The sequence below is a fragment of the Flavobacterium proteolyticum genome, assembly GCF_015223105.1.
Lineage (GTDB): Bacteria > Bacteroidota > Bacteroidia > Flavobacteriales > Flavobacteriaceae > Flavobacterium > Flavobacterium proteolyticum.
The window spans coordinates 34,326-53,848 of the sequence record NZ_JADFTZ010000004.1 but is presented as its reverse complement, the minus strand read 5'-3'; the positions used below and the strand labels follow the sequence as shown (position 1 = coordinate 53,848).

23 protein-coding genes are annotated in these 19,523 nt (G+C 33.2%); 10 read left to right on the top strand and 13 right to left on the bottom strand.

The window, feature by feature from the left end; all coding sequences use genetic code 11:
- Nucleotides 1-23 precede the first annotated feature (23 nt).
- The 11 genes from IM755_RS09305 to IM755_RS09255 form a co-directional block, all read right to left on the bottom strand.
- Entirely contained in the window at nt 24-428 is a 405-nt protein-coding gene (locus IM755_RS09305; protein ID WP_111565601.1) for an OsmC family protein, read from the bottom strand.
- The gene (locus IM755_RS09300) at nt 428-2,314 is read right to left on the bottom strand and encodes a LysM peptidoglycan-binding domain-containing protein (protein WP_194096111.1); all 1,887 of its coding nucleotides are present in this window, start codon (nt 2,312-2,314) and stop codon (nt 428-430) included. The genes IM755_RS09305 and IM755_RS09300 overlap by 1 nt, the downstream gene beginning before the upstream one ends.
- Nucleotides 2,315-2,427: 113 nt before the next feature.
- Nucleotides 2,428-3,960, bottom strand: coding sequence for a glutamine-hydrolyzing GMP synthase (guaA, locus tag IM755_RS09295; RefSeq protein WP_194096109.1), 1,533 nt, complete (start codon nt 3,958-3,960; stop codon nt 2,428-2,430).
- Nucleotides 3,961-4,032: 72 nt separating this feature from the next.
- Nucleotides 4,033-5,211: an AIR synthase related protein gene (locus IM755_RS09290; RefSeq protein ID WP_194096107.1), complete on the bottom strand. Its 1,179-nt coding sequence runs from the start codon at nt 5,209-5,211 to the stop codon at nt 4,033-4,035.
- 78 nt (nt 5,212-5,289) lie between these two features.
- Entirely contained in the window at nt 5,290-5,736 is a 447-nt protein-coding gene (locus IM755_RS09285; protein ID WP_194096105.1) for a hypothetical protein, read from the bottom strand.
- Nucleotides 5,736-6,557 carry an OmpA family protein gene (locus IM755_RS09280; protein ID WP_228063926.1) on the bottom strand — a complete coding sequence of 274 codons (822 nt, stop codon included), beginning with the start codon at nt 6,555-6,557 and terminating at the stop codon, nt 5,736-5,738. The genes IM755_RS09285 and IM755_RS09280 overlap by 1 nt, the downstream gene beginning before the upstream one ends.
- A gap of 42 nt (nt 6,558-6,599) precedes the next feature.
- Nucleotides 6,600-7,493, bottom strand: a complete 894-nt coding sequence (locus IM755_RS09275; protein WP_194096103.1) for an OmpA family protein — start codon at nt 7,491-7,493, stop codon at nt 6,600-6,602.
- Nucleotides 7,494-7,618: 125 nt separating this feature from the next.
- Nucleotides 7,619-8,392 carry an OmpA family protein gene (locus tag IM755_RS09270; RefSeq protein WP_194096101.1) on the bottom strand — a complete coding sequence of 258 codons (774 nt, stop codon included), beginning with the start codon at nt 8,390-8,392 and terminating at the stop codon, nt 7,619-7,621.
- A gap of 98 nt (nt 8,393-8,490) precedes the next feature.
- Nucleotides 8,491-9,771 carry an ornithine--oxo-acid transaminase gene (rocD, locus tag IM755_RS09265; RefSeq protein ID WP_194096099.1) on the bottom strand — a complete coding sequence of 427 codons (1,281 nt, stop codon included), beginning with the start codon at nt 9,769-9,771 and terminating at the stop codon, nt 8,491-8,493.
- Between the two features lie 215 nt (nt 9,772-9,986).
- Nucleotides 9,987-10,526 carry a DUF1697 domain-containing protein gene (locus IM755_RS09260; protein WP_194096097.1) on the bottom strand — a complete coding sequence of 180 codons (540 nt, stop codon included), beginning with the start codon at nt 10,524-10,526 and terminating at the stop codon, nt 9,987-9,989.
- Between the two features lie 30 nt (nt 10,527-10,556).
- Nucleotides 10,557-11,255 carry a DUF1003 domain-containing protein gene (locus IM755_RS09255; protein ID WP_194096096.1) on the bottom strand — a complete coding sequence of 233 codons (699 nt, stop codon included), beginning with the start codon at nt 11,253-11,255 and terminating at the stop codon, nt 10,557-10,559.
- 122 nt (nt 11,256-11,377) lie between these two features.
- On the opposite strand from IM755_RS09255, the gene rlmD reads away from it, so the two are divergent.
- The 3 genes from rlmD to IM755_RS09240 are packed head-to-tail and all read left to right on the top strand — an operon-like array spanning nt 11,378 to nt 13,984.
- A complete protein-coding gene (rlmD, locus tag IM755_RS09250; RefSeq protein ID WP_194096093.1) occupies nt 11,378-12,790 on the top strand; it encodes a 23S rRNA (uracil(1939)-C(5))-methyltransferase RlmD in 1,413 nt (470 codons plus the stop codon).
- 2 nt (nt 12,791-12,792) lie between these two features.
- Nucleotides 12,793-13,296, top strand: coding sequence for a DUF6452 family protein (locus IM755_RS09245; RefSeq protein WP_194096091.1), 504 nt, complete (start codon nt 12,793-12,795; stop codon nt 13,294-13,296).
- Nucleotides 13,277-13,984: a DUF6048 family protein gene (locus IM755_RS09240; RefSeq protein WP_194096088.1), complete on the top strand. Its 708-nt coding sequence runs from the start codon at nt 13,277-13,279 to the stop codon at nt 13,982-13,984. Before IM755_RS09245 ends, IM755_RS09240 begins: the two co-directional genes overlap by 20 nt.
- 71 nt (nt 13,985-14,055) lie before the next feature.
- On the opposite strand, the gene IM755_RS09235 is transcribed toward IM755_RS09240, so the two are convergent.
- Nucleotides 14,056-14,289: a hypothetical protein gene (locus tag IM755_RS09235; protein WP_194096086.1), complete on the bottom strand. Its 234-nt coding sequence runs from the start codon at nt 14,287-14,289 to the stop codon at nt 14,056-14,058.
- A 62-nt stretch (nt 14,290-14,351) separates the two neighbouring features.
- Entirely contained in the window at nt 14,352-15,512 is a 1,161-nt protein-coding gene (locus tag IM755_RS09230) for a THUMP domain-containing class I SAM-dependent RNA methyltransferase (RefSeq protein ID WP_194096084.1), read from the bottom strand.
- 110 nt (nt 15,513-15,622) lie between these two features.
- On the opposite strand from IM755_RS09230, the gene IM755_RS09225 reads away from it, so the two are divergent.
- The 7 genes from IM755_RS09225 to IM755_RS09195 all read left to right on the top strand — a co-directional run bounded on the left by IM755_RS09225 (nt 15,623) and on the right by IM755_RS09195 (nt 19,510).
- The gene (locus IM755_RS09225; RefSeq protein ID WP_194096385.1) at nt 15,623-16,387 is read left to right on the top strand and encodes an SAM-dependent methyltransferase; all 765 of its coding nucleotides are present in this window, start codon (nt 15,623-15,625) and stop codon (nt 16,385-16,387) included.
- Nucleotides 16,387-17,121, top strand: a complete 735-nt coding sequence (locus IM755_RS09220) for a ZIP family metal transporter (RefSeq protein ID WP_194096082.1) — start codon at nt 16,387-16,389, stop codon at nt 17,119-17,121. The genes IM755_RS09225 and IM755_RS09220 overlap by 1 nt, the downstream gene beginning before the upstream one ends.
- A gap of 65 nt (nt 17,122-17,186) precedes the next feature.
- Nucleotides 17,187-17,567, top strand: a complete 381-nt coding sequence (locus tag IM755_RS09215) for a PH domain-containing protein (protein WP_026726256.1) — start codon at nt 17,187-17,189, stop codon at nt 17,565-17,567.
- A 4-nt stretch (nt 17,568-17,571) separates the two neighbouring features.
- A complete protein-coding gene (gene murQ, locus IM755_RS09210; protein WP_194096079.1) occupies nt 17,572-18,390 on the top strand; it encodes an N-acetylmuramic acid 6-phosphate etherase in 819 nt (272 codons plus the stop codon).
- Nucleotides 18,391-18,398: 8 nt separating this feature from the next.
- Nucleotides 18,399-18,863: a hypothetical protein gene (locus IM755_RS09205; protein ID WP_194096077.1), complete on the top strand. Its 465-nt coding sequence runs from the start codon at nt 18,399-18,401 to the stop codon at nt 18,861-18,863.
- Nucleotides 18,863-19,099, top strand: coding sequence for a DUF6095 family protein (locus tag IM755_RS09200; protein WP_194096075.1), 237 nt, complete (start codon nt 18,863-18,865; stop codon nt 19,097-19,099). Before IM755_RS09205 ends, IM755_RS09200 begins: the two co-directional genes overlap by 1 nt.
- Before the next feature lie 24 nt (nt 19,100-19,123).
- On the top strand, nt 19,124-19,510 hold the full coding sequence (locus tag IM755_RS09195; protein ID WP_194096073.1) for a DNA topoisomerase IV: 387 nt from the start codon (nt 19,124-19,126) through the stop codon (nt 19,508-19,510).
- Nucleotides 19,511-19,523: the final 13 nt, after the last annotated feature.

Below are 19,523 nucleotides of genomic sequence, written 5' to 3'. Positions count from 1 at the left end.
ATTGTGGATAAAATTCTATTTAATTACTTCCAATTAAAAACAATCTCTTTCTTAATATCAGGATGTAAACTATAAAAAACTGGACAAGTCATTGCTGTTCTTTCTAAGATGGTTTTTGTTTTTTCGTCGGGATTGATAGAGAAATGGAAAGTTACGTGAATTTCTGTAATTCTTCTTGGTTCTGTTCCCATGATTTTGGTTACTTCTGCAGTGGAACCTGAGAAATCTACGTCTAAATCGCGTGCTTTTATTCCCATAACGGTGAACATACAACTAGCTAATCCATTTGCAACTGTGTCGGTTGGTGAGAATGCTTCTCCTTTTCCGTTGTTGTCAAGCGGTGCATCCGAAATAATTTCCGAACCTGATTGTAAATGTATAGAAGAAGTGCGTAAATCACCTAAGTAAGTCACTTTTGAAGTTGCCATTATTGTGCTTGTTTAATCGTTAAATCGCTGTCGTAATACAATAAATACGTTGCGTTATTTGAAATTAATCCGTTACTAGAATTGTAATCAAATGCGTTTTCAATGTATTCTGTTTTGGTTGTCGCTGCTGATTTTACAAATCCTTCTGGTTGGCAAATTCTCAATAAAGCATCAAACGTTACATCGAAACCTTTTTTAGCTGCAGCGTTTGGATAAATATTATTGATTTTCTTGAATTGCTTTTCAAACTGCTTTTCTTCTGGTGTTGAAGCTACTTTAGTTGCAGATGGAAATAACAATTTCAAATCAGCTAAGTTTTTCATTGGAATTTCCTCAAAATTCAACGCATCATACAATTCAAAAACTGCTAATTGAATATCATATTCTTTTTGCAATCCTTTTAAAATATTGGTAATACTTAAAATTGTACTTGCTTTTTCAATTTCCATTAATACAAAATTCTTTTGTCCTTTTACCAATTGTGTTTTCAAAAGTGCTACATCTAAAGCGCCTTTATCATTAAAAGCGGCATGCTTTACTTCGGGATGATTTGCAGTTATAAAATCTTTCGAAGTTGTTTTTTTAGCACTAATAATCGCTACCACATTTCCGTTTTTCGATTTAAAATAATCAAACATCGAAGCACGTAAAAGATCTTCTGAAGGAACAGTGTAGTATAAATTTGATAATGGCAATCCACGTTCTTTTGAAAGTGGAGAAATTACCGGTGTATTATATTTTGTTAGTAATTGAGCTGTAGTTTCAACTACCGAATTTTGGAAAGGACCTACAACCACATCAACATTCTCAAAATCGTTTTTAGAAATAATAGACGCTACGTTAGAAGAATATTTAGTACTTTCTACATCATAAACCTTAACATTTATAGGCAATCCCAAAACTTTAGCCGAATCGACAGCCATAAGTGCTCCTGCGTAAAAATCTAGAGTAAGATTTAAGAATTTATTCGTTTTTAATTGTTCTGTCTTGGTTTTAACCGAATCTGTTTCAATTTTATTGATGTTAAACGGCAATAACAATACTAAGTTTTTTTGTTTTGATTTATCTACAGAAGCTAGTAAATTTACTTTGTTTTTAGCTACTAAGACTGAATCTTTTACTTTCGTAACAACAGTTCCGTTTGAAGGAACTTTTAAAATCATTCCTATTTTCAATCCGTCTTGTAAATCAGGATTTAGCGTGATTAAATCGCCTTGTGCAATATCAAATTTTTTAGAAAGACTGTAAAGCGTTTCTTTTGGTTGCACTTCATAATCAACTAAGGTTACATTCGAAGGCTTTTTAATTTGAACTCCTGGTTTTAAAATTAAGGTTTGTCCAATATTTAACCCACTTACGATTTGTGGATTTAACTGTTCTAATTCGGTAACCGTTAAGCCATATTTGGTTGCAATTCCATATTTTGTTTCTTTAGCTTCAACTAAATGAGTTGTTGCATTTGAAACCACTTTAGGTTTTGAAACAACTGGAGTTGAAACTGATTTTAAATCGGCAGCAGAAGGTTTTGAAACAAAAATTTCTTGTCCTTTCTTCAAGCCGTTTTGAAGTGTGGCTTTATTCCAAGCTTCTAAATCAGCAACTGAAACATTATATTTTTTGGCGATTCCGAATAGTGTTTCTTTTTCTCCAACAACGTGAATAACACCTTTGCCTGAAGTTGCTTTTGGAATTAATAAAGTAGTGTTTTCCTGAACGCCGTTTTTCGCATCTGGATTTAATCGATAAATATCAAAAGGGGTTACCTCGTATTTTTTTGCGATTTGAAAAACGGTTTCTCCTTTAGCTACTACATGTTTAATCTGAGATTGAACTGGCAAAGCGAAAAGAAAAATCAAACTGAAAAGAAAAACAACTCTTTTTATCATAATCTTAATTTAAAAACAATACTAAACAAAAATTTCAATAGCAATTTATATCGTAAAAATAGAATAAAAATAATTGCTATTGAAATTTATATGTTGAATTTGAAAAATTTATTTTATTCCCATTCTATCGTTGCAGGTGGTTTCGAACTGATGTCATACACCACTCGGTTCACCCCTCTAACGTTATTTATAATTTCATTAGAAATCTTCATTAAAAACTCATACGGTAAATGTACCCAATCTGCTGTCATTCCATCTGTAGATTCTACTGCGCGTAAGGCAACCACTTTTTCGTAAGTGCGCTCATCACCCATTACTCCAACACTATTTACCGGTAACAATATGGCTCCTGCTTGCCATACTTTATCGTATAATCCGTGTTCTTTTAATCCGTTGATGAAAACGGCATCTACTTCTTGCAAAATAGCTACTTTTTCCGCTGTGATATCACCTAAAATACGAATCGCTAATCCTGGTCCTGGGAAAGGATGACGACCTAATAATTCTTCGTCGATTCCTAAACTTCTTCCTACTCTACGTACCTCATCTTTGAATAACATTCGTAAAGGTTCTACCACTTGCAATTTCATAAAATCAGGTAATCCACCTACGTTGTGATGCGATTTAATTGTTGCTGAAGGTCCGCCTGTTGCTGAAACTGATTCAATAACATCAGGATAAATTGTACCTTGACCTAACCATTTTACATCGGTTAATTGGTGTGCTTCATCATCAAAAACTTCAATGAACGCTTTTCCAATAGCTTTACGTTTTGCTTCTGGATCATCTAACCCAGCTAATGCATCCAAAAAGCGTGCCGAAGCATCTACTCCTTTTACATTTAAGCCCATTCCTTTGTACTGATTTAGTACATTTTGGAATTCGTTTTTACGTAATAATCCGTTGTTTACGAAAATACAGTATAAGTTTTCTCCAATTGCTTTGTTCAATAAAACTGCTGCTACAGTTGAATCTACACCACCCGAAAGTCCTAAAACTACTTTATCGTTTCCGATTTTAGCTTTCATTTCAGCAACCACTTCTTCAACGAAAGCATTTGGCGTGAAATTTTGAGGCACTTTTGCAATTTTCACTAAGAAGTTCTCCAACATTTGTTTTCCATCTGTTGAATGATATACTTCTGGGTGAAATTGGATTGCATAAGTTGTTTCGCCTTCAATTTTATAGGCAGCGTTTTCTACGTCTTTTGTACTCGCTATCATTACCCCATTTGTCGGTAATTTCTTGATAGAATCCGAATGACTCATCCAAACTTGACTATTTTCCGAAACACCTTCTAAAAACACTTCGTTTTCTTTGATGTAGGAAAGATTCGCTCTACCATATTCTCTTGTGTTTGAAGCCGCAACTTCTCCACCTGAAAAATGAGCTAAATATTGTGCTCCGTAACAAACTGCCAATAACGGCATTTTACCTCTAATTTGAGATAAATCTGGGTGAAGCGCTTCTTCAGAACGAACTGAGCATGGACTTCCGCCTAAGATTACGGCTTTGTATGATGATAAATCTGCTGGAATTTTATCGAATGGAAAAATCTCGCAGAAAATGTTTAATTCTCTTACTCTTCGGGCAATTAATTGGGTGTATTGCGAACCGAAATCTAAAATTAATACGTTGTGTTGCATTTTATTGTTGTTGTGTTGTAAATTTTAATTTCATTAAAAACAGAAAGACAAGTCATGACTTGTCTCTACAGATTAATATTCAAACGTTCCGTATTCCGATGTAATTGTTAATTTCTTACTATCTGACTTCTCTACTCTTCCAACGATTTGTGCATCGATGTTGAAGGATTTTGAAATTTCGATAATGTCTTGTGCTACTTCGGCAGGAACGTAAATTTCCATACGGTGACCACAATTGAAAACTTGGTACATTTCTTTCCAATCCGTTTTAGAATTTTCTTGAATCAGTTTAAATAATGGTGGTACTGGAAATAAATTATCTTTAATCACGTGAACGTTATCAACGAAGTGAAGCACCTTTGTTTGTGCACCACCAGAACAATGAACCATTCCGTGAATTTGATTGGAATTGTATTTTGATAGAATTTTTTTGATAACTGGCGCATACGTTCTCGTTGGAGAAAGCACTAATTTTCCAGCGTCTATTGGACTATTTTCAACAGTATCTGTCAATTTAGTTTGACCTGAATACACTAATTCATTTGGAACTGAAGCATCAAAACTTTCTGGATATTTCTCCGCTAAATATTTCGCAAAAACATCATGACGTGCCGAAGTTAAGCCGTTGCTTCCCATTCCGCCGTTATATTCTTTTTCGTAAGTTGCTTGTCCAAAAGAAGCCAATCCTACAATTACATCTCCAGCTTGAATGTTAGCATTATCAACTACTTCAGCACGTTTCATTCGAACTGTAACTGTTGAATCTACAATAATGGTACGAACTAAATCGCCCACATCAGCAGTTTCACCACCGGTTGAGTGAATGGTAACTCCGTGATTTTTTAATTCCGAAATTAATTCTTCTGTTCCATTGATGATGGCTGAAATAACTTCACCTGGAATTAGATTTTTATTTCTTCCGATAGTTGATGAAAGTAGAATATTATCAGTTGCTCCGACACATAATAAATCATCAATATTCATGATTAGAGCATCTTGAGCAATTCCTTTCCAAACTGAAATATCGCCAGTTTCTTTCCAATACATGTAAGCTAAGGAAGATTTTGTACCTGCTCCATCCGCATGCATAATGATGCAATATTGGTCGTCGTTTGTTAAATAATCTGGGATGATTTTACAAAATGCTTTTGGAAATAAGCCTTTGTCGATGTTTTTGATAGCTTGGTGCACATCTTCTTTAGAAGCCGAAACTCCTCTTAAATTGTAGCGTTTGCTCGTATCAGAACTCATGTATGTAGTGTGTTGTTGTTGTTGTGGCGCAAAGATAGTTCTAAAATTTAGAATTTAGAAGTATGAATTTAGAATTTGTTAAATTTTTATAACATGAACACTTTCAACCAATTCTGATGTATTGTTTGGGAACAAAATATTCTCAATTTTAAACGTAGTAAAACATTCCCCAACACTTGAAAAAACATCATAAGTAACATTAATTTCATCCATTTGCAAAGTTGTTTCGTTATTTAGTTTAATTACGAACGAATTACCTGTTGGATTTACAACTGATGGAAATATTTGAATAATATTTGAACTTTCTATAAATTCATACGGAATTGCAACTTCATCTATATCTTGAATGGTAATCTGTTGCGATGTATATGTTTCATTTTCAAATACATTTTCTCCTGAAGTTTCATCGACAATTTCAACAAAGAAAGAAGCTGGCGTAGCTTTTTCACCTTCATTACACTCATCGTTACAACTTACTAATGAAGTTGCGATTACTATCAAAAATAAACCAAGTATGTTTCTCATTATTTTTTACTTAAAATTTCAATTTCTACCCTACGATTAGCAGCAGCTTGCTCTGGAGTAGCTTCTGGAATTGGATAAATAGGTTGTGAAACTCCAAATCCTTTTGTTTTTACTCGATAATCCTGAATACCATTATAAACGAGAAAACGCTTAATTTGTTTTGCTCTATCAGTAGACAAATTTCGATAATCTTTATCAATACAACAAATATGACCTTGAATTTCGATTATTAGCTCAGGATTATTTTGCATTACAAACAACAAATCGTACAAAGTTCCTTGCGATTCGGGCATTGTTGCGAAAGTATTTTGATAGAAATTGATATTTTTTAAAGTGATTTTCGTTCCAACTTTTGCCAATTTTACTTTTTCAGCTAATGGTGCATCATCTGGAATTATTACTTCTGGTTCAGCTTCTTTAATTCCTAAAACCTCATCTTCTTTATCTAAATCTTTTTCTAATAAATAATGAATAATCGCTTTTCTGTTTTCCGCTTTATTAGCGGAAGTGGCACCTTTTTCACCAAGAGAAATACTTTTAAAATCGGGTCTGATGTTAACTTTTCCTTTGATTTGATTGAAGATATGACTTACTCGTTTTTGAGACAAAGTATCATTAAATCCAGTACTTCCCACTTCATCTGTTGAACCTGTAATAGACAAAATTTTTGAGGTTTTATTTTCAGCAATCCATTTTTGAAGTTTGGCTGCTTCTACTTTGTTTAATTCAAATTTATTGTTGTCAAAATAAAACACAGCTTGCTCTTGAGCAAAGGTCATTTGAAACAATACAAATACTATATAGGAAAAAAAATATTTCATGAAATCATGTTTATAAAATAAAACGAAGAACTATGCCAAAAATTAATTCTCTAAGATAAGTATTTCTACTCTACGATTTTCGTTTCTTTCTTTTTCGTTTTTTTCTGGAATTTTGTGAATTGGTTGTGTACTTCCAAAACTTTTATATTGTAATCGGGTATCATCGATATCATTTGCTACTAAGTAATTATGAACTGCAATAGCTCTTACTAAAGCAATATCTTCTGGATCTTCTCCTAATTGACAACAAATATGTCCTTGAATTTCTATTTTTACCTTTGGATGCGTTACCATAAATTGTAATAATTCTTCCATTACTGGTAACGATTCTGGAACGAAAATCCCAGAACGATCATAGAAATACAAATTATTCATCACCAGCTTATCTCCCACTTTAGCATTTTCATAACGATTTGGAATTGCTTCAAGATGCACTAATTCTTCTGGATCAACAGGTTGTAATTCGGTATCAATTTGTTTAAAGGGTTTTGGGTCGTCCGAAATTTTTTGTCCTGTATAAACAACTGGATCGTCGTAAACCACAGGTTTTTCAACTATTATTTTGTTTGGAATTACCTTGTAAAAAACGTCAACTCTTCTGTTATAACGTCTTTCTTTTCGAGTTTGAACTCTTTCACCGAAACCTTTAATCTTTAAATTTTCACTAAAAAAAATAGAAGAATTTACTTTTGTTTTGAGTTGTTCTTGAACCGTATTAATTCGTTTATAAGCTAAGGTATCATTGTAGTCAAAAGTTCCGTACCAATCGCAATACCCATTTATTACTAGAATTTCGCGGTTTTGGTCTTTGTTCAACCAAGACATAAACAATTCGTTTTGCTTTGGGTTAAACGTATCTTGATCAAAATCAAAATAAAAACTCGCCTTTTCTTGTGCTGAAAGTAGTAGTCCAAACAGCAGTAATACGTATTTCATTTAGGGTATTTTAATGTAACGAATATAAAAAAATAAAAGTATTAAAAAAACTTATTCAGGAAAAGAACTTTTTATTTTACTTAATAAATTAATTTACAACACATTAAAATAAAATTAATTTAAACTTAATTGGCAATAATTTGAATTTCTACTCTCCTATTTTCGTTTCGCTCGTCTTCGTTATTTTCTGGAATGATATGAATCGGCTTTGAACTACCAAAACTTTTATAACTCAATCGGTTTTTATTAACTCCATTATTTATCAGATAATTATAAACTGCTAATGCTCTAACTTTTGCAGTATCTTCTACATCAGTACCTATTTGACAACAAATATGCCCTTGAATTTCTATTTTCAAATTCGGATTAGCCAACATGATTTTCAATAATTCTTCTAAAACAGGACGCGATTCAGGAACAAAAATTCCAGAACGATTGTAGAAATGTAAATTCTTTAGAATTAATTTATCACCCACTTTTGCTGTTGACACTTGTTGTGATAAGTTTTTCTTATCGTCTTTTGGAAGCGTCTTATCTGTTTCTAATACTTCATAGAAAATCTCTACTTTTCGATTCAGTTTTAAATCGGAGTTTTGTGTGAAATTTTCTCCTTTGCTTTCAATTTCAATTTGCTTTTGATTGGTTACTTTTTCAATAATATGATACACGTAATTAGCTCTGTTGAGCGCTAAAGTATCATTGTAACTATTAGTTGCTCGGTAATCGCAAAATCCAATTATTTTGATGAATTTCAAATCTTTATTTTTAAGAAAAACATCTAATCGATTTAATTCTAAAGAATTTAATTGATAAGAATCCGTATCAAAATACACTGTAAATTTAGCTTGGGAAAATGCTACTGTAGAAAGCAGAAAAAAGCAAAGTAAAAATCGAATCATAACTGTTATTTTTAATATAAAACGCATAATGTAACAAATAAGTATGTAAAATAAAAAATCCCGACTTTCATCGGGATTTATATTTACTAAGCAATGATTTATTTTTCGAACTCTTTTAAAGTAGTGATGATAATTGAAACGCAATCTCTCAATTGTGCTTCTGTCATAACTAACGGCGGAGCAAAACGAATGATGTTTCCGTGTGTTGGTTTTGCTAATAAACCGTTTTCAGCTAAACGAACACAAATATTCCAAGCCGTGTCGCTTTCTTCAGTATCATTGATAACAACTGCGTTTAGTAATCCTTTACCTCTTACTAAAGTAGCAATGTTTGAAGTTTCGATAAATTTACCTAATTCTTCACGGAAGATTTTTCCTAATTTTCTAGCGTTTTGAGATAGACTTTCTTCAGAAACTACTTCTAAAGCCGCCATAGCAACCGCAGCTGCTACTGGATTTCCTCCAAAAGTAGAACCGTGTTGTCCTGGTTTGATAACATTCATAATGCTATCATTTGCCAAAACTGCCGAAACTGGATAAGCTCCACCTGATAACGCTTTTCCTAAAATCAAAATATCAGGTTGGGTGTATGTTGCTTGTTTTTCACATTTTGCTTCACAAGAACAATTTCCACAAACCGCTAATAACGAACCTGTTCTAGCGATACCTGTTTGTACTTCGTCTGCGATAAATAAAACGTTATTGGCTTCACAAATTGCTTTTGCTTTTTTGATAAAATCTTCAGAAGGAGTATAAACTCCTGCTTCACCTTGAATAGGTTCTACTAAGAATCCTGCAATATTTTTTGAAGAATTCACTGCTTTTTCTAAAGCATCGATATCATCATAAGGAATACTGATAAATCCTGCCGTGTAAGGTCCGAAGTTTTTACGTGCGTTTTCGTCGTTTGAGAATGAAATGATTGTTGTAGTTCTTCCGTGGAAGTTACCGTCACAAACGATAATTTGTGCATCATTTTCATTTATTCCTTTTTTCTCGTATGCCCATTTTCTACACAATTTTAAAGCGGTTTCCACTGCTTCTGCTCCTGTGTTCATTGGTAATACTTTATCGAATCCGAAATAGTTCGTGACAAATTGTTCGTAAACCCCTAATTTATCGTTGTAAAATGCTCTTGATGTTAAGGTTAACGTTTGTGCTTGCTCTACCATTGCTCCTACAATTTTTGGATGACAATGTCCTTGATTTACAGCAGAATAAGCCGAAAGAAAATCGTAATATTTTTTTCCTTCTACGTCCCAAACATAAACTCCTTCTCCTCTACTCAAAACTACTGGTAGTGGATGATAATTGTGCGCACCGTGTTTGTCTTCTAATGCAATCGCTTCAGCCGAACTCATTTTTTCTAAAACTGACATAAAATTTTGTTATTGATTGTTACATCGCAATTCCTTCTTAGTGGTGAGAAATCAACCGAATAGTTGCCAAAAATACAAAAATCAAGGGCAATTTCAAATTCAAATTTAATAATCTGAGAATTTCTGACTTTTGGAACACAGATTTAAGAAATTGTAGAAATTTTAAAAATCTATGAATAACTTAAACTCTTTTAAACAATTAAAACTTTAAATTTTTATCCAAACATTTCCAACAAAGTAGTAATAGTATTCCAGTTTCTAATAGTAGCTACTAGATTCAACTTTTTCTCTATATACTTCTGGTCTAATCTTGTTTTTCCGGCTCCTACAGCGTATTTGATGTAGATTTTATTTTTATCAATTGCAGCTTCGTCGGGTTTGAATTGACTTATTTTTAAATCGTTGATGGCGCTTCCTTGCAATTCTTTTGAAAGAAAAGCCACGTACAATTTCTTAGTATCACAATCTTTTTCTTTTAGAAACAAATTATTTGTTAAACATGATTCCAAATCTTCTTTAGCAATAACCACCACAGGAACTTCCAAACCTAATTCTTTGAAAATTTCTTGCTTGATTTTAAACCCAACACTCGCACCATGTTCTTCTTCCGAATCCACAAAAACGTTTCCTGATTGAATATACGTGCGTACATTTTGAAATCCTGCGTTTTCTAAAAGCGTTTTCAAAACCTCCATTTTAATCATGTTGTGACCGGAAACATTAATTCCGCGAAGTAAAGCTAAGTGGGTTTTCATGGTAATAATTTGGTGCAAAAATAGAATTTCCTACTTAATTCGGTTCAAAATATCGTTCATCATTTCGATTTGCACCTTTTGAATTTCGATTAACTCCTGTTGTTGGTGCATTACCAAATGATCAATTTTATCATCTAACATTCGAATTTCTAGTTCTGATTTCAAATTTATCATGTAATCTTTTTTGGCGCGTTCACGGTCTTTTTCTTCCTGACGGTTTTGGCTCATCATAATGACTGGCGCTTGCAATGCTGCCACACATGATAAAATCAAATTCAATAAAATGAAGGGATACGGATCAAATTCTTTGTTCGTAAAAATAATCACGTTGGAACCAATCCAAATGGAAATGAAAATAAAAAAAGCAATAATAAAGGTCCAACTTCCTCCAAAAGCCGCCACTTTATCCGCTACAATTTGACCATAATTTCTAGTATCAACTTCCTCTTCCACTTTGGCTACAAAAGAAGTATCATCGCCTAAAGATCGAACTACATCTTTTTCTAATTTTGATAACTGACTAATTTCGGTTTGTAAAAATTTAGAGATGTATTTTTCACGATACACATTCAATTCTTGTACAGCAATAGAATCATTCACATCAAAATCAGGAAAATCTTCTAAAATTAGGTTTAAAATGGAAGTTCGAATTGTTTTCCCAGAAACTCTATCATGCTCAGGAAATTCGATATTTGAAATAGCACTTTTAAACGTAGTATTGTTACTCATAATTCAAAAACATTTCTGCTAATTTACAATTTAAACCGTTGCATTCTATTAAATTGATTTTAAAAATAGTAGAAATCAAAAAAAACCTATCAAATCCACTGAACAATTCTTATTTTTGCCTCATGGGAAAAAAGAGAACAGAAAAAATCGTATTCGAAAACGTAAAAATCCTTGATGCAGGTGCAAAAGGTGTATCGGTAGCTAAAGCTCCTGATGGTAAAGTAATATTTCTTCCAAACGTAGTGCCAGGCGATGTGGTAGACGTGCAAACCATGAAGAAAAGAAAAGCCTACTACGAAGGTAAAGCTATAAAAATCCACGAATTTTCAGAACATAGAATCGAACCGGTTTGTGAGCACTTTGGAGCATGTGGTGGTTGCAAATGGCAAAACATGAAGTACAGCCAACAATTATTCTATAAAAATCAGGAAGTTTATAATAATTTAAAACGAATTGGTAAGATTGAATTGCCAGAATTCGAGCCCATTTTAGGTTCAGAAAAGCAATTATTCTACAGAAATAAAATGGAATTTGGTTTCTCGAATGCGCGTTGGATGACCGATGCCGAAATTCAATCGGGAACTGAGTTTGACAATAAAAATGCCTTAGGATTTCATATTCCAAGAATGTGGGACAAGATTTTAGATATTGAAAAATGTCATTTGCAAGAAGATCCATCTAACGAAATTCGTAATGAAATCAAACGATTTGCTAACGAAAATAATCTTACGTTCTTCAATGCAAGAGCTGTAGAAGGTTTATTACGAACGTTAATGATTCGTACCGCTTCAACTGGTGAAATCATGGTATTGATTCAGTTTTTTGAAAACGATAAAAACGGAATCGAATTGATGATGAATTTCTTAGCAGAACGTTTCCCTCAAATTACGTCGTTACAATATGTTATCAATCAGAAATTGAATGATACGTTGTATGACCAAGATATTATTTTGTTTAAAGGTCGTGATTATATTTTGGAAGAAATGGAAGGTTTACATTTTAGTATTAATGCGAAATCGTTCTATCAAACCAATTCTGACCAAGCGTATGAATTGTACAAAATTACTAGAGAATTTGCAGGTTTAACTGGAAATGAAACTGTTTACGATTTATATACCGGAACTGGAACCATTGCGCAATTCGTTTCTAAAAAAGCGAAAAAAGTAATTGGTGTTGAAGCCGTACCTGAAGCTATTATTGATGCAAAAGCAAATGCGGAACGCAATAACATTACGAATTGTGAGTTTTATGTTGGGGATATGAAAAACGTGTTCAACGACGAGTTCATCAACCAACACGGACAACCTGACGTTATCATCACCGATCCACCAAGAGATGGCATGCATAAAGACGTGGTAGAAATGTTATTGAAAACAGATGTACCAAAAATTGTGTATGTAAGTTGTAATTCGGCAACACAAGCTCGTGATTTAGCTTTGATGGACGAAAAGTACAAAGTGGTTCGTGTGCGTCCAGTGGATATGTTTCCGCAAACGCATCATGTGGAAAACGTGGTTCTTTTAGAAAAAAGATAAATATGAAAAAATTAGTTTTTATAACCCTATCCTTGCTTTTAGCGGTTTCGTTTTGGAATTGCGAAAAAGATGATATTTGTGCTAGTGGAACACCTGTAACACCTCGAGTGGTAATTGAGTTTTATGATGCTGCAAACCCAACAGTTTTGAAGAACATATCCAATTTAGCGGTAGCAGAACCCACTTTTGTAAATGGTTATGGGTACAATGGAATTAGTAAAATTAAAGTTCCCATTCGCACAAACGCTGATGTTACTACTTTGAATTTTATTCAGAACGGAAGCGATACGGATAGTTCAAATGATAATATAGATGCCATCACTTTTAACTACGAAAGAGTGGATGAATATATTTCACGTGCTTGTGGTTTTAAAACCTTATTTTATTTAAATGATACTAATCCGATTGTGTTAACTGCGGATGGCAACAACTGGATTCAAAACATTGTAGTAACTCAACCTAATATCGAAAACGAAAATGAAGTACATGTTAAGATTTATTTTTAGTCTGAGCTTGATGTGTGTTTCATTATTAGGAAATGCACAAACTAAAGACACTGCAAAAGTGGTATATCCAGAACGTTATGGGTTACGTTTAGGTGCCGATTTACATAAAATTGCGCGTTCGTTTTACGAAAAAGACTATCGTGGGTTTGAATTAGTGGGAGATTATCGTTTAACTCGTCGTTTTTATATTGCGGGTGAACTTGGTAATGAAAACAAAACTATTGACGACGATCGTTTAAACTTTACTACAAAAGGCACCTATTTTAAAGTAGGTTTTGATTACAACTCTTTTGAAAACTGGCTCGACATGGAAAACATGATTTACGTAGGAATGCGTTATGGAGTAAGCAGTTTTAGTCAGACATTAAATAGTTACAAAATTTATGACCCTAGCAATTATTACGGAGAAAATACCGTGATTTCAGGAGAGAAATTTGGTGGATTAAATGCTAGCTGGTTGGAAGTAATTGGCGGTATTAAAGCGGAGCTGTTCAACAACGTGTATTTAGGATTCTCAGTACGATTAAACTATTTGGTTTCCAACAAAAAACCAGATGGCTTTGATAATCTCTTCATTCCAGGGTATAACCGAACGTATGATGGAAAATTTGGAGCAGGATTTAATTATACTTTGAGTTATTTCATACCGATTTACAAGAAAAATAAAACCACAACGGAGAAAAAATAAGATACTAAGTTCAACGAAAACAATAGAATTATTTTAATAAATAAAATCCCGAGCTCACACTCGGGATTTTCTTATTCTATTTCTTTCACTCCTTTAATAAAAAGCCACTTCATGTAAATTTTTTCTCCATTGTGCGTTTTAATCGCTTGAAATTTTGGAGCTAAAATTAATGCTACCATAAAAGCAGTCATTGGAATCCAAAGTCCATTCAAATGTGTGAATTCGTCCACTAAATATAATGTTGGTAAATAAATCACTACGAATCCTAAGAAATTATATAAGAATGATTTTACTTTTTTACTCATTGTATGCATTGTTTAATTGTTGAATTGATAAATTGTTAAATTGAATTTTCACTTTTTACTTTTTACTTTTCACTTAAATATTTCCCTTTCTTACTGCCTTCGTACATTTCGTATTTCACTAAACGTGCTTCAAGCTTACCATTGAAAAGTTTAATTTTTCTACTTGGCTTTAACCCTACAAATTTTAATGCTTCTAAATTCGCGGTAATAAACCAAGCGTTGGTATTGGGATAATTTTGTTTTAAAGTATCACCAATTTCTCTGTAAAAACGTTCCATATCAATATCCAAACGCTCTCCGTAGGGCGGATTGAAAACCATGTGCAACGGACCTTCAGTTTCTTTTTTAGAATCGAAGAAGTTTTCGTTGGTAATGGTAATGTATTCGTCTAAATTGGCATTTCTAACATTGTCTTTTGCTTTTGAAACGGCACTTGGCGCTTTGTCGTAGCCTTTAATCGTATAATGGAATTCGCGTGTTTTCTTTAATAACGATTCTAAAATGTTGTCAAACAATTCGGCATCCCAATCTTTCCATTTTTCAAAAGCAAACTCTTTTCGATTGATATTCGCTGGAATATTACAAGCAATCATCGCTGCTTCGGCTAAAATAGTTCCTGAACCACACATTGGATCTAAGAAATGACTTTTCCCTTCCCAACCCGATAAAATCAACATTCCAGCTGCTAAAACTTCGTTGATAGGGGCGATATTCGTTGCACTTCTATAGCCTCTATGATGCAACGAAGCACCCGAGGTATCCAAAGAAACCGTAACCGTATCTCTATCGATATGTACATGAATTTGTAAATCTGGAAAATCTTTATCGATGCTTGGACGTTTGCCTTTCAACTCACGAAATTGGTCTACAATCGCATCTTTCGTCTTCAAAGCCACAAACTGACTGTGATTGAAATGCTCCGAATGCAAGGTCGTATCAACCAAAAAAGTTTGGTGTTCGTTTAAGTAATCCGACCAATCAATTTTTTTGATGCCTTCGTACAAACTTTTATCGTTAAAAGCTTTAAACGTTTTAATTGGTTTTAAGATTTTTAAAGCGGTTCTAAGTGCTAAATTGGCTTTGTACATAAAACCTTTGTCGCCCATAAAACTAACTACTCGCGTTCCAATTTCTACTTTTTGAGCGCCTAAAAGTTGTAATTCTTTAGCTAATATTTCTTCAAAACCAAAGAAGGTTTTGGCAGTCATTTTAAAATTTTCCATTCTACAAATTCAAGTTCAATTGCAAAAATCAATTGCAATCGTAATAATTAGGGTATTCTTGTGCAAAAATACATTAAATTTGCTACTTGAAAGAAACGAATTCAGAATTAATGTCAGATAGCAATAATAAACAAGCAACAACAAACAACCAACAACCTTCAAATTGGTTCGAATCTTGGTTTGATACCGAATATTATCACATTTTATACAAGGAACGCAACGACGAAGAAGCGCAATTGTTAATAGACAATTTGACGCATTATTTAAACCTTCCTGAAGATGCTAAAATCTTAGATTTGGCTTGTGGAAAAGGACGTCATGCGATTTATTTGAATTCATTAGGTTTTGATGTTACGGGTGCTGATTTATCTGAAAACAGTATTAAAGAAGCGTCTGAGTTTGCCAATGAAAAACTGCATTTCAAAGTGCACGATATGCGCGAAACATGTAATGAAAAATATGATGCGATTTTCAATTTGTTCACTAGTTTTGGCTACTTCGAAGACGATGCTGACAATTACAAAACCATTAAAGCCATTCACAATAGTTTAACCGAAACGGGTTTTGCTGTTATCGATTTTATGAATGTGGATTATGTGTTGGAAAATTTGGTTGCCGATGAAGTAAAATCGGTAGACGGAATTGATTTTCACATCAAACGTTATTACAAAGACGGTCATATTTTCAAAGAAATTTCGTTTGAAGACCAAGGTCAGCAATATCATTTCACCGAAAAAGTACAAGCTCTTCGCTTAGAAGATTTTGAAAAAATGATGGAAGAAGCTGGTATTTATCTTTTAGATATTTTTGGTGATTATAAATTGCGAAAATTCTTTAAAACACAATCAGAACGTTTAATTATGATTTTTAAATAATGCAATATATCATCACCTTTTCGGCTGTTATTTTAGGGTTTTTAATCGCTTTGTTTTTAAAACCTCAAAAGAAAAAAAACATCAAGTTATTGTTGGCATTTAGTGGTGCGTTTTTACTTTCGCTTACCGTTTTACACTTACTTCCTGAATTATTTAGCGAAGGATATAATCACGTTCATGAAGGCGAAGAAACACATGCGACGTTACCAGTTGGTGTATTCATCATGATTGGAATTTTATTTCAAATCTTACTAGAATTTTTCTCAAAAGGTGCTGAACACGGTCACGTTCACGTGCATACCGACGAGCATAATAAATTACATCACATACCGTGGTTGTTGTTTGTTAGTTTGTGTATTCATGCGTTATTAGAAGGTTTCCCAATTCACGAAAACAATAATTTAGCGTATGGAATTGCAATTCACCACTTCCCAATTGCTATCATTTTGACCTTGTTTTTCGTAAATGCGAAGATGAATAAAATGATGATTTTTGCTTTTATGTTTTCTTTCGCATTGATGACACCGCTTGGAACGTTATTAGCGGAACAAATGCATTTTGCCCAACATTACTCAAAAGAAATTTCTGCGGTTGTAGTTGGAATTTTATTTCATATTTCGTCAACGATTATTTTTGAAAGTAACGAAGGGCATAAATTCAATTTGGCTAAAATCACCATGATTGTATTTGGTTTTGTGTTGGCTTACATCATTGAAATGGGACATTCGCATTAATCGTAAATCAACATAAAACATAAATACTTTTTACTTAAATTTGAAGAACATTTAAAATATTTAATATGGGATTATTTTCTGCGCTACTTGGCAATGCAGGTGCTGTAAATCAAGAAACTTTAGTAAAAGATTACGGCAAACTTTTAATTACAGGTGAAGAAATCGAATTGGGTTTCAAATTGATTCGTGATACTTTTATTTTTACCAACAAACGATTAATTCTAATTGAAAAACAAGGAATTACCGGTAGCAAAATTGAATACAAATCCATTACTTACAAAAGTATTTCACGTTTCAGCGTAGAAACAGCAGGAACTTTTGACTTAGAAGCCGAATTGAAAATTTGGGTTTCAAGCGAAGCTCATCCAAGTATCGTGAAACAATTTAATAAATCAGTTAATGTGTATGATGTGCAGAATGTTTTGGCGCATCACGTTTTAAAATAATCGCATGAACTTTACCAAAACCACTGAACAAGCTTCCAAATACGAACATTTAGAAAAAATGTCGGTGACGGATTTGTTGACGAATATTAACAACGAAGACAAAACCGTACCGTTAGCCGTTGAAAAAGCATTACCACAAATTGAAAAATTAGTGACTGAAATCGTTTCGAAAATGAAACAAGGCGGTCGTTTGTTTTATATTGGAGCTGGAACTTCGGGGCGTTTAGGAATTGTTGATGCATCGGAATGTCCGCCTACTTTTGGAGTTCCTTTTGATTTGGTAATTGGAATTATTGCGGGTGGTGATACTGCCATTAGAAAAGCAGTAGAATTTGCCGAAGATGATAAAGAACAAGCTTGGAAAGATTTACAACAATGGAATATCAATGAAAATGATGTAGTTGTTGGAATTGCCGCTTCGGGAACTACACCTTATGTTATTGGCGGTTTAGAAATGTGCAATCAAAACAACATCAGTACAGGAAGTATTAGTTGCAATGCGGAAAGTCCTTTATCAAAAACCGCTAAATTTCCGATTGATGTAGTGGTTGGGCCAGAATTCGTAACAGGAAGTTCACGCATGAAGGCTGGAACCGCTCAGAAATTGGTTTTAAACATGCTTTCAACTGCAACTATGATTCAATTGGGAAAAGTAAAAGGCAACAAAATGGTGGATATGCAATTGAGCAACACTAAATTAATTGATAGAGGAACGCGAATGATTATGGAGGAAATTCCAGTAAGTTATGAAGAAGCCAATCAATTATTACAAACACACGGAAGTGTCAGAAATGCGGTAGATTTTTACAATAACAACAAATAAAATATATCATGAAACAATTCTTTTTAATCTTAGCAATATTAGGTTTCTCAATATCTTTTGCTCAAAAATTAGAATATACAAAAGGGAAAATTTATCAAGACGGTGAACAATTGTCTTCTTTTGAAACTAAAACATTAATGAAAACCGATTTAAAAGCGTTGCATTTGTTTAAAAAAGCCAAAACGAAAGAATCGCTTGGTGGTTTTTTACTTGGTTTAGGAATTGGTGGAACTGTAGCAGATTTAGCAATGGGATTAGCATCTGATGTAAAATATCCTACAGCATTAACTTATGCAGGGGTTGGTTTAATGGCCGTTTCGATTCCAATTTTATCAGGAAGAAAGAAAATGGTAAAAAACAGTGTTGATATTTATAATTCGGGATTACAAGAACAAAAGAAAACTTTAGGTGATAATTTCGAATTGAATCTAGTAAATAATGTTAACGGAGTTGGACTTCGAATTAATTTCTAATGGCAACTGATAAAAACATACTAGCAAAAGGCGTAAAATATCTTGCAGGCGCTTTACCACTATTATTTCTTGGACCAGTAATTATCAACAGTGCGTTCAAAAATGTAAAACATCCTTTGTATCCTTACATTTTAGGTTTAGGAATTATTATTGCCTTAGCAGCTATGTTTTTAATATTTAAAGGTATAATGACTTTAGTCAAAAGCTTATTTGATGGCGATAAAAACAATCAATAACAAAATCCATTTCAAAAATCAATTATGAAATTCAAAATACAATATTCTATTTGCAGTTTATTACTACTTACATTGCTAGCTTCTTGTTACAATCAAGAACGTAATTGTAAAGATTTCAAAACTGGTAAATTCACATCAGAAACTGAAATTGATGGCAAAAAATACACAAGCACATTCGAACGAAACGATTCTATTCAAATTGAAACATACGAAGGGAAAATTGACACTTTTAAAGTTCGATGGACAAATGATTGTGAATACATTATGCAAAATACTCATCCAAAAAATAGAGAAGAGAAAAAAGCAGTTCAAATGAAAATTTTGACTACCAATGCGAACTCCTATACATTTGAATATTCCTTTGTTGGAGACTCAAAAAAACAACGCGGGACTGTAACAAAACTGAACTAGCCAACGTATAACT